This window comes from Pseudoalteromonas sp. AOP7-A1-14 (assembly GCF_052376275.1).
Lineage (GTDB): Bacteria > Pseudomonadota > Gammaproteobacteria > Enterobacterales > Alteromonadaceae > Pseudoalteromonas.
The window spans coordinates 13854-28739 of sequence record NZ_JBQSVO010000010.1; the positions used below are offsets into that span (position 1 = coordinate 13854).

Genomic DNA, 14886 nt, shown 5'->3' on the forward strand with positions numbered 1-14886 from the left:
AGTGGCGCTTATAGTACAAAAATTCGGCGGCACCTCGGTGGGTTCAACAGAGCGCATTGAGGCGGTCGCCGATTTGGTTATTAAAACCAGGCAACAAAGTCACCAAGTCGTGGTGGTGTTGTCGGCTATGTCGGGTGAAACGAATCGACTAATGAGCCTTGCCAAACAAATAGATGCTCGGCCGAGTGCTCGTGAACTAGATGTTTTACTTACAGCCGGTGAGCAGGTTTCTGTTTCATTGCTTGCCATGGCGATTATAAAGCGTGGACATTCCGCAGTGAGTTTATTAGCCGATCAAGTAAACATTCGCACTGATAATATGTTTGGTAAAGCGCGAGTAGAAGAAATTGCTGCAACGCGTTTAAAACATGAACTAGAACATAACCGTATTGCCATAATAGCGGGCTTTCAAGGCCGTGATATCGAAGGTAATATTACTACGTTAGGCCGTGGTGGTACTGATACTTCTGCGGTTGAAATTGCCGGCGCTATCGGCGCTGATGAATGCCAAATTTATACCGATGTAGATGGTGTATACACCACTGATCCGCGTATTGAACCAAAAGCACGGCGCATGAGCCATGTTACCTTTGAAGAAATGCTTGAAATGGCAAGTTTGGGTGCAAAGGTATTACATATTCGCTCAGTTGAAGCTGCGGGTAAATATAACTTGCCTTTACGCGTGCTTTCAAGCTTTGCACCAGACGAAGGAACCTTGATAAGTTTTGAAGAAAGTAATATGAAAACCAATATTGTCTCAGGGATTGCCTTTAACCGCGATGAAAGCTTGCTCCAAATAAATAATGTACCGCAAGGCACTGCAAATTTAGCGATTATATTGAAACTTTTTGCTGATAATGGCATCGAAATAGATATGATTAATCAAGTTAATCAGAAGTTTGGAAAAGTAGATTATGCTTTAACAGTGCACACTATTGATTTTGAAGCCGCACTTGAAGTACTTAACAGTAATCACCATTATATAGAGAGTGAAGGTATTTTAGGCAATAATTCAGTTGCGAAAGTATCGGCCGTTGGTGTGGGTATGAAGTCACACTCAGGTGTGGCGAGTTTGTTTTTTGAAGCCCTTGCACAAGAAAATATTAATGTATTATTGGTGTCTACATCAGAGATAAAAATTTCTGTATTAATAGATGAAAAATACTTAGAGTTGGCAGTACGTGCATTGCACAAAGTTTTTTTAACAGAAAATGAATAGAATTGGAGTTTTTACTTACTTTTAAGGCTAATTTTATTTAATATGTGAACGCGGAATCTTTTAATTTATTGGAACATGGGAGCAAGAGAATGCTAATACTAACTCGTCGAGTAGGTGAGACCCTAATGATTGGTGATGAAGTCACGGTTACAGTATTAGGCGTAAAGGGAAATCAAGTTCGTATCGGTGTTAATGCACCAAAAGATGTATCTGTACATCGCGAAGAGATTTATATGCGTATCCAAGCTGAAAAGTCTAACCCAGATCCGGGCAATGCTTAATTAACTATTTTTATTTTAAAGATAAATAGAAAGCGTCACAGTTGTGGCGCTTTTTTTATGAAAAAAATAACCTCATCAGTTAATATTTGCTTTGAAATATATTGCATGCCGCGTTTATTTTTAAGTAATAGCCCTTGATGTGTTTCAATAACTTCATCAACTTGTTGCCAATTAAGCTGATAGCTTTTATATGGATTGCTAGCTGTGATGCCAACATCATTTATTACTAGTTCAACATCAGAACCAGAAGCACGGCTAAGCATTTGACGTGTTACCCACCATGGTCTGCGATAGTAAAATGCGACGCACTCTAAAACCGCCATCATGATCATAAAGCTACCAAGGTAATGTCTATTCAATACATAAAAGCTAACCAAACCCAGTATCGTTAATAGTACTAATAAAAGGTATTTGGGTTTAGCTTGGGTACTATAAGCTAATGACTCATCAAAACACTCGTAAAAATAAGGTTTATCCAGGGTATAAGTTGCAGTAAATAACATAGCCACTCTGAGAGTTTTTAGTATGGTGCTTATTTTAGCAAGGTAATGACAAAATAGCCGTTGTTTTTGGTATTCATTTAGCGTAATCGCGAAAGATTATATTTTAAACTGGGCATTAAGAGTCATAACTATGCTAGGTGTAGTGGCATTACTTACCAGTAGTGCTTTTTTAATGTCCCAAGAGGTTAATTAGCCAGTGATATCACTAAATTTTAAATGCTAAAACCCCAGAGAAAAGCGCGTTAAACTGACATTACTGCCGAGGTAACAGGGCTTTCGCTTATACGTTTGCGTCGTTAATACCGGCATCAAGCATTAAGTTCTCAAGCTCGTCTTGTAATTCAAACAATTCAGGTTCGACATGGCTTAACTCGCAGTTATTCTTAAGTGCTGTTTCAAGTGTTTCGGCCAGAGACTTCAATTTGGGTACGCCCGTGTAGCAACAAGCACCATGAAATTTATGAATAATATTGAGTACGTGTTCGCAATCTTGTTTTTTTATTGCCGTATTAAGCAGTCGCAGAGTTTCAGGTACACTGAGCAGTAGCATGTTGAGCATTTCAATAGCTAGCTCATGTTTGCCGCCTGCGCGTTGTAGCGCTAATGACCAATCCAGTCGAGTGCTCTTAAATGGTGGCTCAAAAGCAGGTTGCTCAGGCTTATTTTTATCTCGTCTAACAGGTAACTGCGGACTATGATCGCAAATGGTTTGCTTAAGCATGTCTTCATCAATGGGTTTTGTTAGGTAACCTTTAAAGCCATCTTTAAGCAGTTGTTCTTTTTCACCGGCTAAGGCATGAGCAGTGACTGCTATGATTGGTGTGTCTTCATTTAGTGATGATTCTTTAATCAGTTTACAGGCTGTAATGCCATCCATAATGGGCATTTGTATATCCATAAATATTATGTCGTACTTATGGCTTTTACTTAAGCTATAAGCCTGGGAGCCATTGTGAGCGGTGTCAATAAACTCTATTTGTTCGTTTAATAGCGTACAGATAAGTTTTAAGTTTGCATCGTTATCATCAACCACTAATGCTTTAAGGGGTAATAATTTATCACCTCCTTGTTCGATATTATGCACAGGGTGATCGAGGCGATAAGGCGCTGCGAGTATTTCACATAATTTACGGTGGTTTAACGGTTTACTCAAACAAGCATCAACGCCACTGCCAATATAAGCCTCACGCATATTATGCGAAACAGTGTTAAGCATTAAGTACAGGTAATCGGTCGAGCCGCGCACGGCTTTAACATAGCTTTTAATGCGCTGCATTTCATCGACCGAAGCCACGTGACCAATTAAGCAAATGTCATAATTAAAGTCGTTCTTAAGCTCGTTAAAAAAGGCTTTTTCGTTAAAGCACGCTGTAACTTTAGTGTCCCAATCGCCAAGAAGTTCAACAACAGCGTGATGGGTATGCTCATGGGGTTCAAGATATAAAATACGTTTATTTGCTAATGATTTACTGGGGAGATCGCTAGTGAATTTATGATTAGGCAACCTAAATACGCCATTAAAAGTAAAACAAGTACCATTTCCGGGTGCTGAGTTTAAGGTGATGTGACCATTCATCGCCTCGACAATATGTTTGGTAATAATTAGGCCAAGACCAGTGCCTCCAAACTTACGAGTAATACTCGAATCAGCTTGGCCAAACGGTGTAAATAGCGTGTCTTGTTTGTCCATCGGAATACCAACACCCGTGTCAGTGACGGAGACTAAGATTGAAACACGCTCTTCGTCTAATAAGCGATGGCTAATATCAATTTTAATGGCGCCTTTTTCAGTAAATTTAATGGCATTACTAATTAGGTTTATCAGTACTTGTTTAAAGCGAGTCGGATCACCGGTTAAGTGGTCGGGCACGTGGGAGTTGATATAAATCGACAATTCTAAATTTTTATCATCGGCGCTTGGTGCTAGTAAAGTCAGTACTTCATTGATGGTGTCACGTAATTGAAATTGAATAGATTCAAGTTCCATAGCACCGGCTTCAAGTTTAGAAAAATCTAAAATGTCACTGATAATGGTCATTAAGCTATTGGCTGATAGCTCAATAGTATCTAAGTAATCCTTTTGATGCTTATTAAGCGGAGTTTTATGTAGCTGACGAGTAAAGCCAATGACACCATTGAGGGGAGTACGCAGTTCGTGACTCATCTTGGCTAAAAAGTCAGACTTAACCCGGTTAGCGTCTTGGGCCTCTTTTTTGGCAAAGTTAAGTTGAATATTAGATGTTTCATATTGCTCTAGCGTTTCGCGGTAATCACTGGTAGCCAAATCAATTTGCTTTTGCATTTCATCTTTTTGCATCACCATTGAATCAGAAATGGTGTTTAAGCCTTGGCGTAATAAATCAAACTCTCCTATCATCGGCTCGCTTAGACCGGTTTCTCTTTTACCTTCTATCAATTTATCGGTAGCAAGTACTAGCTTATTAAGTGGGTAGATAAACATTCGGCTCAGTTTTATAGCCAGTAAAACGGCAAATACCAATGCAAAAACAATCACAATACCACTCACTAAAAGCGCCCGCTGTTGATTAATAATGGCTTGGTTTTTATTAAGCTGTATGACTAGTGTACCTATTGAAGTTTGAAAGCTGTCACTTCCCCATTGGGTGTCGGTAGTTGAATGATTAATAACAGGTGTAAAAAAGGTTATTAAGTCCTCACTTTCAATGACCTTGGTCATTTGTAATTGTTGAAGCTTTTTTGAATGCAACAAGTCATCAAAATCGCGATGGTAGTTACTGGTTAATAACAGTTTATTGTTTTGGTCAAAAATCGTGATCGACTTAATAGCGGGCGAATGTTTATTGTGGGTATGGCTAATTAAACTATTAAGTAGTTGTTTATCTTTAATAAGTAGTGGTTGCTCTATGGCAATGGCCAGTGGCTCTGAGATGGTTGTACCGTGCTGATATAAAATTTCATCGAGCTCTATATAACGATTTATAGTAAAATAGCTGCCTAATAGCAGCCCGATTAGTACGGTAGGAATTAATGTCAGCGCTAACACAGAATCGCGCAAACCAAGTTTAGTCATAATTAGGCATTGTTATCATTATTTATATGGTTAAAGAGTATATACTTATATCCAAGTAATCAATGTTATCAAACTACCTCGTATCATCAATATCTAAGGTGTTGCCCAATGGCGCAGTTCTTCCAAGCAAAAAAGAAACCCCTTGTAGCTCAATCTGTCACACTTAGCATTAGTGGCATGGACCACCAAGGCCGCGGTATAGCTAAGCATCATAACAAAGTTTGTTTTGTTGATGGCGCCTTACCCAACGAGCAAGTAAAAGCCAAACTCGTACAAGACAAGGCGCGTTTTAGCGTGGCTAAGACTCAAAAGCTACTTATTGCGAGTGAATATAGAGAGCCGCCTTTTTGTCCCCATTATAGTTTGTGCGGTGGCTGTCAGTTACAACATTTTCGCCTTGATAGACAGTTAGTTGAAAAGCAAATTGCGGTTAGCCAATTATTTGCAAAATTTAGTCGTATTGAAGACTTACCTTGGCAAGCGCCATTGCAAAGTAAACCAAAGCATTATAGGCGCAGTGCGCGATTGGCTGTAATGGCAGATAAAACGAGCAAGCGGATGAAGCTAGGTTATCGTCAGCAAGGATCAAAAAATATTATTAGTGTTACAGAGTGCGCTGTTTTAGATGAAGCATTTAGTGCCGTTTTTACGGTGTTTGATGGGTTATTGAATCAATATGCGGGGCTAAAATCGGTCAGTCATTTGCAGCTGTGTAAATCGGAGCAGCAAAGTATCATTATTATTCGCCATACTAAAACAATAAATGAGACGCTAAAAAGTATGGTTGCTGACGTTGCCGCAAACTATGATTGGCAATTGATTTGGCAAAATGAGAGTCATGTTATTGATCATCAACATATTGCTACACCATATTATAATTTGCCTGAGTTTGATTTGAAGCTCGAATTTAGCCTTAATAACTTTATTCAAGTGAATGCTGATGTAAATCACGCTATGCTTAAGCAAGCGGTTGAATGGCTTAAATTAAATGGCGACGAGCAAGTGCTTGATCTATTTTGTGGTGTGGGTAACTTTTCACTGGTTTTAGCTAAATATGTTGATTCGGTTGTTGGTATTGAAGGGGTTGACTCGGCAGTTGCAATGGCTAAGCAAAATGCGCAAACTAACAGTATTACAAATGCGCAATTTCATTGCTTTGATTTAACCGAAGACATGCAATCTGCGCCTTGGTTTAATCGAGGACTTAATAAAAACCCTAGAGGGTTTGATGTGCTCATCCTAGACCCGTCTCGTACTGGCGCAATAGCGATACTTGAACAATTACCATTAAAGCAATTTAAAACAATTTTATATGTTTCTTGCGACCCTGTTACTTTAGCCCGTGACAGTGCCATTATTACGCAAGCAGGCTTTTCAGTTGAAAAAATAGGGCTAATGAATATGTTTCCCCATACTGGACATATTGAAACAATGGCGTTATTTCAAAGGAGGTAGAACGTATTATGGTCGCTACTCGACAATCACACCAGCAAGATGAACTGGTTGATTTTGCTACACGCTTAAATGAGCTTAACGTTTCTCAAGACAAGCGAGAACTGTTAGAAAAAGCATATGCTCTTTGCGCTTTTTGTGAAAACCATAAGCACCAAAATAATGCTATTGAAATGGTCGAAATTTTGGTCGAGATGAATCTTGATGCAGACACTTTAGCGACCGCTTATTTAACGCCTTATTTTTTAGCTGACCTTATTACTATCGATACCGTTACTGATGAGCTTGGTAGCCATATTGCGATGCTATTGACGGGGGTAGGGCAAATGGTAACGATCAGTACACTTGCGCATCAAGGAAAGGGAACGGTTCAGGTGGATAATATTCGCCGTATGTTGCTTGCTATGGTTGAAGATGTCAGAGCGGTAGTGATAAAACTTGCCGAGCAAGTATGCCATTTACGTGAAGTTAAAAATGCAGATGAAGAAGAGCGAGTAATTGCGGCAAAAGCCACTGTGGATATTTTTGCACCACTAGCAAACCGTTTAGGAATTGGACAACTAAAGTGGGAGTTGGAAGATTTATCGTTTCGTTACTTGCATCCCGACACCTATAAAAATATAGCTAAGCAGCTAGACGATAAACGCTTAGGCCGAGAAGCCTACATGGCTGATATGGTTGAGCAAATTAAAACAAAGCTAGCCAACGCGGGGATCAAGGCTGAGGTATACGGCCGACCTAAACACATCTACAGTATTTATAAAAAAATGATGCAAAAGCATTATGAGTTTGATCAGCTATTTGATATTCGCGCTATGCGTATTGTGGTTGATGAACTACAAGATTGCTATGGAACACTGGGTATTGTGCATACAAACTGGCGTCACCTTAATAAAGAATTTGACGACTACATAGCCACCCCTAAACAAAATGGCTATCAGTCAATTCATACGGTCGTATTTGGTCCAGAAGGCAAAACCGTCGAAATACAAATTCGTACTCACGCTATGCATCAAGATGCGGAGCTCGGTGTTGCTGCCCACTGGATGTATAAAGAAGGCGCATTACCTGGACGTGGTTCGGGTTATGAACAAAAAATCAGTTGGCTGCGTAAACTATTGCAATGGCAAGAGGAAGTGGTTGATGGCAGTGACTTAGCTGATGAGCTTAAAAATCAAGTGGTTGAAGATCGTGTTTATATATTTACCCCGCGGGGTGATATTTTCGATTTACCGCTCGGTGCCACTCCTCTTGATTTTGCCTATTACATTCATTCTAATGTGGGGCATCGTTGTATTGGTGCAAAGGTTTTTGGCAAAATAGTGCCATTTACGCATCAATTAAACACTGGCGACCAAGTCGAAATTTTAACTCAAAAACAGCCTAACCCCAGCCGTGACTGGTTAAACCCATCTTTAGGGTATATTAAATCATCACGAGCACGGGCTAAAATTCATCATTGGTTTAAGCAGCTAGACCGCGATAAAAACTTAAGTGCAGGTAAAGAAATTCTCGATAGTGAATTACAAAAGCTTGACTTAACTCATAAAGATTTAGCTCCCGCTATTAAGCGTTATAACTTTAAAGAGTTAGATGACTTAATGGTCGCTATTGGCGCCGGTGATGTACGTTTAAATCAATTGCTTAATTTTATAACTGATCGTCATGAAAACGAACCAGTGATCCGTTTTAAAAATCCCACGAAAATGAGTGGTGATAAAAACGGCATAGTGGTTGATGGTGTCGGCAGCTTAATGAGCCATGTTGCTAAATGCTGCCGCCCAGTTCCGGGTGAACCCATTATTGGCTATATAACACAAGGTAGAGGCATTGCCGTACACAGGGATGACTGTGACTCATTTGAGCGGCTACATGAGAAACACCCAGAGCGGGTTCTGGCTGTCAGCTGGTCAGATGAAATTAACGGCTCGTATAGTTTAACAATTAAAGTTGAGGCCGATGATCGACCTGGTATTTTGCGGGACATTAGTTCGATATTAGCGAACGAAAAAGTTAATGTGCTGAATATGAATGTGAACACTTTAGAAGATAAGCAGTTAGCGCTATTTACTATGCAAGTTGAAGTGCATGATTTATCAAGCACCAATCGATTGCTATCTAAATTACAGCAAATTGATGGTGTACATAATGCTAAGCGTGGGCAATAAAAACGGGCTAACACCATTATCTATTTAAGAGTTAAATTATGGAGCGCTATTTTAAGCGGACAATGCTGTTGATCTTTTTATTGCTAAGTGGCTGCGTTGTTGTGCCTGCAGTTGATAATTTACATACCAGTCGATGTGAGATTTCTAGTGATCGTAAAACATTAAAAGTAATCGATTTAGCTAAACAAACTAATAGCTATTACTCCATAAGTGGCTTGGTTTTATACCCAATTACAGGCGTTATTTCTGGTGTATTTGTGGCAGTTAATAATGTTTATCATTATGGAGAAGAAGAAATTTTTTGTAGTTCCAAAAAAGAGATTGCGTGTAGCTCTTATGAAACGATTACCTGTCGCTCAAGTGCTACCCCATCTAAAGGCAGTGATATTTAATGAATGTAAACGACAGCGCCTCTATTGATAAACTACTTGCAATAATGTCTCAACTGCGCGATCCAAAAGTAGGGTGCGGCTGGGATTTAAAGCAAGATTTTAAATCTATTGTGCCTCACACCCTTGAAGAAGCTTACGAAGTTGCAGATTGCATCGAGCGGGGGGACTTCAGCGAGCTTAAAAGTGAACTGGGTGATTTGTTATTTCAAGTTATATTTTATGCGCAATTAGCCCATGAGCAGCAGTTGTTTGATTTTAATGATGTGGTCAGTTCGCTTAACGATAAGTTAGTGCGCCGCCACCCTCATGTTTTTGATAACCAGCAAACCTTAAGTGATGAACAGCTGAGCGCACAGTGGCAGGCGATTAAAGCTAAAGAACGGGCAGAAAAAGCCCCTAAACAGCCGTCACTTTGGCAAGATATTCCAGCGATGATACCTAGTTTAAGTAAAGCTAAAAAAATTCAGCAACGCGTATCCTCCCTTGGCTTTGATTGGCCCACTTACCACGGTGCTTTAGATAAAGTAGCCGAAGAAGTTGATGAAGTAAAAGAAGCCCTTGCTGTTAACCCACAATCAGATCATAGCGCAGAAGAAATTGGCGATTTACTGTTTGCCACCGTTAATGTTGCGCGCCATATTAAACGCGATCCAGAGCAGCTATTACGCAGTGCTAATGATAAGTTTTCAGCACGCTTTGAAAAAGTACAAGGCTATTTAATTGCCCATGGAAAAAACTTAGAAAGCGCAACTATTGATGAAATGAACGCGGCGTGGGAAGTAATTAAAAAAGACAGCCGTTAATAACTATTTTACCGTACTTTAGGTTACTTCAAAGTAAGTGTTCTTTTTATAGTCGGATATGCTATTTATCTCTGGATTGATGGCAGGGGCTTTGCTATAATTTCGCCCCGTCTTGATTATATTCCAAAATCACTTATTTGGGTATTATATTCCTTTTAATTCCTGATATTCTAGGGTTCGCATGAGTACAAAATTTATCTTCGTTACTGGCGGAGTTGTTTCTTCGTTGGGTAAAGGTATTGCAGCAGCATCACTAGCCGCCATTTTAGAAGCCCGTGGCTTAAACGTTACCATTTTAAAGCTGGATCCTTACATTAACGTTGACCCAGGCACAATGAGCCCAATTCAACATGGTGAAGTATACGTTACAGAAGACGGCGCAGAAACAGACCTTGATTTAGGTCACTATGAGCGTTTTATTCGTACCAAAATGACTAGTCGTAATAACTTCACACAAGGGCGTGTATATGAAGACGTATTACGTCGCGAGCGCCGTGGTGAATATCTAGGTGCTACAATTCAGGTTATTCCACATATCACAAATGATATTAAGCAACGTGTATTCGACGGTGCTGAAGGTCATGATATTGCTATTGTAGAGATTGGCGGCACGGTAGGTGATATAGAATCACAACCGTTTATAGAAGCGATTCGTCAAATGGGAACTGAAATTGGTCGCGAACGCGCATTGTTTATTCACTTAACGCTAGTGCCATTTTTAGGCCCTGCAGGTGAAGTGAAAACTAAACCAACTCAGCATTCTGTTAAAGAACTGCGTTCAATTGGTATTCAACCCGATATTCTTATCTGTCGTTCTGATCGTAAGTTACCACTTAATGAGCGTGCAAAGATCTCATTATTCACTAACGTGGAAGAAAAAGCGGTTATTTCATTACCTGATGTCGACAGCATTTATAAAATTCCAGCCTTGTTAAAATCACAAGAGCTAGATAATTTTGTATGTCGTCGATTCCACTTAGATGCACCTGAAGCAGACTTAGTTGAGTGGGAACAAGTGTTGTATCAAGAGTCAAATCCGACAGGGGAAGTGACCATTGGTATGGTAGGTAAATATATAGAATTACCTGATGCATATAAATCAGTTAATGAAGCATTAAAACATGCAGGCCTTAAAAACCGTTTAACCATTAATATTGAGTATGTTGATTCGCAAGACCTTGAAAACAAAGGCACTGAGCTGCTTTCTCATCTTGATGCTATTTTAGTACCAGGTGGTTTTGGTAGTCGTGGTGTTGAAGGTAAAATTTTAGCGGCTAAATACGCCCGTGAAAATAAAGTACCCTACCTTGGTATTTGTTTAGGCATGCAAGTTGCGCTTATTGAGTATGCACGTAATGTAGCCGGCCTTGTTGATGCAAACTCTACTGAGTTCAACTTAAAATCTTCTAATGCAGTTGTTGGTTTAATTACAGAATGGCAAGATGCTGAAGGCAAGATTGAAGTACGTGATGAAGGCTCGGATTTAGGTGGCACAATGCGTTTAGGCGCACAAAAATGCTATTTAAAAGCTGGTTCTAAAGTACATGATATTTATGGCAGTGACGAAATTGTTGAACGTCATCGTCACCGCTACGAAGTGAACAACAACTATGTTGAAAAACTTGAGCAAGCTGGGTTAAACTTCACTGGTTTATCAGAAGATAAAAAACTAGTGGAAATTATCGAAAATAAAGATCACCCGTGGTTTATTGCGGCGCAGTTCCATCCGGAATTCACCTCGACACCGCGTGATGGTCACCCGTTATTTGAAGGATTTGTAGCTGCGGCTCATATTCATCAAAAAGCGTCATCGTAATTTGAATAAGCCGTGCACTATGTACGGCTTATTTGTTTAAAGCGGCAGAATTAAGGAAAATTAATAAAGCCGACAAACTCATTATTTGGGAAAGAGGAATCAAAATGTCAAATATCGTAAAAGTGATCGGTCGCGAAATTATGGACTCGCGTGGTAACCCAACTGTAGAAGCTGATGTTCATTTAGCTGATGGTTCTTGGGGTCGCGCAGCTGCACCATCGGGTGCATCAACAGGTACTCGCGAAGCGCTAGAGCTACGTGATGGTGATAAAGCTCGTTATTTAGGTAAAGGTGTATTAAAAGCAGTTGGTTTTATTAATAATGAAATCGCTTCTGCTTTAGAAGGGCAAAGTGCATTAGAGCAAAGTGCTGTTGATAAAGTAATGCTAGATTTAGATGGCACTGAAAACAAAGAAAAACTAGGCGCCAATGCAATCTTAGCTGTATCACTTGCTACAGCCAAAGCGGCTGCCCAATCTAAAAAAGTTGAGCTTTATGAGCACATTGCTGATTTAAACGGCACACCAGGTGTTTATTCTATGCCACTGCCTATGATGAATATCATTAATGGTGGTGAGCACGCTGATAACTCAGTAGATATTCAAGAATTTATGATCCAACCAGTTGGTGCACCTAGCTTTCGCGAAGGTTTACGTATGGGCGCTGAAGTATTTCATAGCCTTGCTAAAGTACTTAAAGCTGACGGTCATTCAACTGCGGTTGGTGATGAAGGTGGTTTTGCACCAAATCTTGCCTCTAACGAAGCGGCGCTTGCTGCAATTAAAGTGGCTGTTGCCAATGCAGGTTACGAGCTAGGCAAAGATATTACACTTGCTATGGATTGCGCTGCATCAGAGTTTTATGACAAAGAAGCAAATATCTACGATCTTAAAGGTGAAGGTAAAAAATTCACTTCAGAAGAGTTTAACTACTTCCTTAAAGATTTGACTGAGCAATACCCAATCGTATCTATCGAAGACGGTCTTGATGAGTCAGACTGGGATGGCTTTGCGCATCAAACTAAATTAATGGGTGACAAAGTCCAATTAGTAGGCGACGATTTATTCGTAACCAATACTAAGATTTTAAAGCGCGGTATCGACAACGGTATTGCTAACTCTATCTTAATCAAATTTAACCAAATTGGTTCTCTAACAGAAACGTTAGCAGCAATTAAAATGGCTAAAGATGCCGGCTTTACAGTTGTTATCTCACATCGCTCAGGCGAAACTGAAGATGCAACAATTGCAGACTTAGCTGTAGGTACTGCGGCAGGGCAAATAAAAACGGGTTCATTAAGCCGCTCGGATCGTGTTGCTAAATATAACCAGCTACTTCGTATTGAAGAAGTACTAGGTTCAAAAGCTCCTTATAAAGGTCTTAAAGAAGTTAAAGGTCAGTAATTCTTTAATTAGAAAATGATTTTTTAATCTTAGGAAATCCTCACCTCGGTGGGGATTTTTTGTTTTTATAGGTGGGATCTCACATCGCGACTTTTATCAAGCAATAAACCAAAACATGCACGAAACAAGTTTCTGCCTATAAGGTAGTTGTGCTGGTAATTACAGTTGAAATTGCTGCTTTAAAATTTCTCTCGTAAAGCTGGTTTTTAAATAAAAACCGCGGGGTAGGGTTTTGATTATTTGTCCGTTTGGACCTATCGCGTCAGTGATGACTTTGCTGTTGGCAGCTTTTGGTCGTATTTGCATAGCATCGCCTAAGTGCCCTGATATTTCGCCAATTCGGCCAAGCGCGATTAATTCCATTTGTTCTTCCCAGTCACGTTGTAACTGTGCGTCCTGGCAGGGCGTGGGCTGCCACAAAAAACCACTGCCGATGGCACGCTCAAAAGGAGGAATTTCACGTTCACCTAAAATAGGTAACCATAGAACATGATTGAGCTTTTTACGTACATTACTTTGCTTCCAAGTCATGCCGGTCACATTTAATAGCGGTGTGACAGAAACAAATGTGGTTTCGAGTGGTTTACCTTTATACGAAATAGGCAATGTTTTTAGCTCGACGCCTAACTCTTCAAAATCAGGAGTCGGTTTAGAGCCTGCACTAGCACCTAATACGTACTCAATAAGTTGCCCAGTCCAGCCTTTCTCTTTAAGTAAATCTTCGGGAGTTTTAAATTGATACTGCTGTGCGACTTGGCCTAAAGTTAACCCTGCAATATTATTGACTCGGTTCATTAATTCATTGATTGAGTTTGGTTTTTCTGGACGCATAGCTTATTAATCGATTGTAAGTTTGACAGTACCATGATAGCAAAGTGACTACGCCGTGAATATATTTGTATTTGGGTGTTTTTTGCCCAGGGGGGTTCTGGAGCTATTTTAAACAGCGCTTAAATTGCTGTGATTAAGCTCAAACCTCTGTTATTTATGGTTTTTTTATTTTTATTGAGCTATTCATCGGCGATTTATATAAAACTTGTCTGGATAAATACAGTTATATAAACATGTTTATCCACAGAATCTGTGGAGAAAGGCATTTATCAGTAGCTGTATTGTGGATTCGTTTGCAAAATAAGCATAGTTAATAAAGGTTATGCACAAGCTGTGGGTAAGATGCGGAAAAAATGTAATAGTATTTGCCGTATTGCAGCTAATGTGGAACAATCATTAAAAATCGACTTACAAATGAGGCACTAAGGTGATTGATGCCGAAGGTTTTCGTGCCAATGTCGGAATTGTAATTTGCAATAATCAAGGACAGGTTTTTTGGGCTAGACGATATGGTCAGCACTCTTGGCAATTCCCGCAAGGCGGTGTCGACAGTGGCGAAACTCCCGAACAAACTATGTATCGAGAATTACACGAAGAGGTTGGTTTACGACCTGAAGATGTAGAAATTGTAGCAAATTCAAAACATTGGTTGCGTTATAAGTTACCCAAGCGTTTGATCCGCCGAGACTCAAGTCCGGTGTGTATTGGGCAAAAACAAAAATGGTTTTTATTAAAACTGCGTTGTAAAGATGAAGATGTAAACTTACTTAAAACCCATCATCCGGAATTTGATGATTGGCGTTGGGTTAGTTATTGGTATCCAGTAAGGCAAGTCGTGTCGTTTAAGCGTGATGTTTACAGACGTGTGATGAAAGAGTTTGCCCCATTTGCGATGCCGTTTAATAAACGTGAACAGCATAATGATACATGGCGTCATAAAGGTAGATGATGCAATAAGGGCTAATG

General features: G+C 39.8%; 12 protein-coding genes. 9 read left to right on the top strand and 3 right to left on the bottom strand.

Going from position 1 to position 14886, the window contains the following annotated elements; translation table 11 throughout:
• Position 1: 1 nt before the first annotated feature.
• Positions 2 to 1219, top strand: a complete 1218-nt coding sequence (locus tag ACT3RM_RS03215; protein WP_441835670.1) for an aspartate kinase — start codon at positions 2 to 4, stop codon at positions 1217 to 1219.
• An 89-nt stretch (positions 1220 to 1308) separates the two neighbouring features.
• Positions 1309 to 1500 (top strand): carbon storage regulator CsrA, encoded by a 192-nt coding sequence (gene csrA / locus ACT3RM_RS03220; protein ID WP_441835669.1) that lies wholly within the window; start codon positions 1309 to 1311, stop codon positions 1498 to 1500.
• A gap of 35 nt (positions 1501 to 1535) precedes the next feature.
• Here the strand turns inward: csrA and ACT3RM_RS03225 are convergent, their stop codons facing one another.
• Together ACT3RM_RS03225 and barA are read right to left on the bottom strand one after the other, a co-directional pair.
• Complete coding sequence (locus tag ACT3RM_RS03225) at positions 1536 to 2003, bottom strand: YcxB family protein (protein WP_441835668.1); 468 nt, start codon at positions 2001 to 2003, stop codon at positions 1536 to 1538.
• A 280-nt stretch (positions 2004 to 2283) separates the two neighbouring features.
• The gene (gene barA / locus ACT3RM_RS03230; RefSeq protein ID WP_441835667.1) at positions 2284 to 5055 is read right to left on the bottom strand and encodes a two-component sensor histidine kinase BarA; all 2772 of its coding nucleotides are present in this window, start codon (positions 5053 to 5055) and stop codon (positions 2284 to 2286) included.
• A 108-nt stretch (positions 5056 to 5163) separates the two neighbouring features.
• Between barA and rlmD the strand changes: the two genes are divergently transcribed.
• From rlmD to eno, 6 genes are all read left to right on the top strand, one after another.
• Positions 5164 to 6510, top strand: a complete 1347-nt coding sequence (gene rlmD / locus ACT3RM_RS03235) for a 23S rRNA (uracil(1939)-C(5))-methyltransferase RlmD (protein WP_441835666.1) — start codon at positions 5164 to 5166, stop codon at positions 6508 to 6510.
• 8 nt (positions 6511 to 6518) lie between these two features.
• Positions 6519 to 8675 carry a GTP diphosphokinase gene (gene relA, locus ACT3RM_RS03240; protein ID WP_441835665.1) on the top strand — a complete coding sequence of 719 codons (2157 nt, stop codon included), beginning with the start codon at positions 6519 to 6521 and terminating at the stop codon, positions 8673 to 8675.
• A 38-nt stretch (positions 8676 to 8713) separates the two neighbouring features.
• Positions 8714 to 9067 (top strand): hypothetical protein, encoded by a 354-nt coding sequence (locus ACT3RM_RS03245; protein WP_441835664.1) that lies wholly within the window; start codon positions 8714 to 8716, stop codon positions 9065 to 9067.
• On the top strand, positions 9067 to 9870 hold the full coding sequence (gene mazG, locus ACT3RM_RS03250) for a nucleoside triphosphate pyrophosphohydrolase (RefSeq protein WP_441835663.1): 804 nt from the start codon (positions 9067 to 9069) through the stop codon (positions 9868 to 9870). The genes ACT3RM_RS03245 and mazG overlap by 1 nt, the downstream gene beginning before the upstream one ends.
• A gap of 181 nt (positions 9871 to 10051) precedes the next feature.
• Positions 10052 to 11686 (top strand): CTP synthase, encoded by a 1635-nt coding sequence (locus tag ACT3RM_RS03255; protein ID WP_441835662.1) that lies wholly within the window; start codon positions 10052 to 10054, stop codon positions 11684 to 11686.
• 104 nt (positions 11687 to 11790) lie between these two features.
• Positions 11791 to 13089, top strand: coding sequence for a phosphopyruvate hydratase (gene eno / locus ACT3RM_RS03260; protein ID WP_441835661.1), 1299 nt, complete (start codon positions 11791 to 11793; stop codon positions 13087 to 13089).
• Between the two features lie 159 nt (positions 13090 to 13248).
• Here the strand turns inward: eno and mutH are convergent, their stop codons facing one another.
• A complete protein-coding gene (mutH, locus tag ACT3RM_RS03265; RefSeq protein ID WP_441836350.1) occupies positions 13249 to 13920 on the bottom strand; it encodes a DNA mismatch repair endonuclease MutH in 672 nt (223 codons plus the stop codon).
• A gap of 427 nt (positions 13921 to 14347) precedes the next feature.
• Here mutH and rppH point away from each other — a divergent pair, with 427 nt between their 5' ends.
• Positions 14348 to 14869: an RNA pyrophosphohydrolase gene (rppH, locus tag ACT3RM_RS03270; protein WP_441836349.1), complete on the top strand. Its 522-nt coding sequence runs from the start codon at positions 14348 to 14350 to the stop codon at positions 14867 to 14869.
• The last annotated feature ends 17 nt before the right edge of the window (positions 14870 to 14886 follow it).

Bases quoted from the DNA above. Each gene is read 5' to 3' on its own strand.
- rlmD (WP_441835666.1), top strand. From the start codon at position 5,164: ATGGCGCAGTTCTTCCAAGCAAAAAAGAAACCCCTTGTAGCTCAATCT.
- csrA (WP_441835669.1), top strand. From the start codon at position 1,309: ATGCTAATACTAACTCGTCGAGTAGGTGAGACCCTAATGATTGGTGAT.
- mazG (WP_441835663.1), top strand. From the start codon at position 9,067: ATGAATGTAAACGACAGCGCCTCTATTGATAAACTACTTGCAATAATG.
- barA (WP_441835667.1), bottom strand. From the start codon at position 5,055: ATGACTAAACTTGGTTTGCGCGATTCTGTGTTAGCGCTGACATTAATT.
- mutH (WP_441836350.1), bottom strand. From the start codon at position 13,920: ATGCGTCCAGAAAAACCAAACTCAATCAATGAATTAATGAACCGAGTC.
- ACT3RM_RS03255 (WP_441835662.1), top strand. From the start codon at position 10,052: ATGAGTACAAAATTTATCTTCGTTACTGGCGGAGTTGTTTCTTCGTTG.
- relA (WP_441835665.1), top strand. From the start codon at position 6,519: ATGGTCGCTACTCGACAATCACACCAGCAAGATGAACTGGTTGATTTT.
- ACT3RM_RS03225 (WP_441835668.1), bottom strand. From the start codon at position 2,003: ATGTTATTTACTGCAACTTATACCCTGGATAAACCTTATTTTTACGAG.
- ACT3RM_RS03245 (WP_441835664.1), top strand. From the start codon at position 8,714: ATGGAGCGCTATTTTAAGCGGACAATGCTGTTGATCTTTTTATTGCTA.
- eno (WP_441835661.1), top strand. From the start codon at position 11,791: ATGTCAAATATCGTAAAAGTGATCGGTCGCGAAATTATGGACTCGCGT.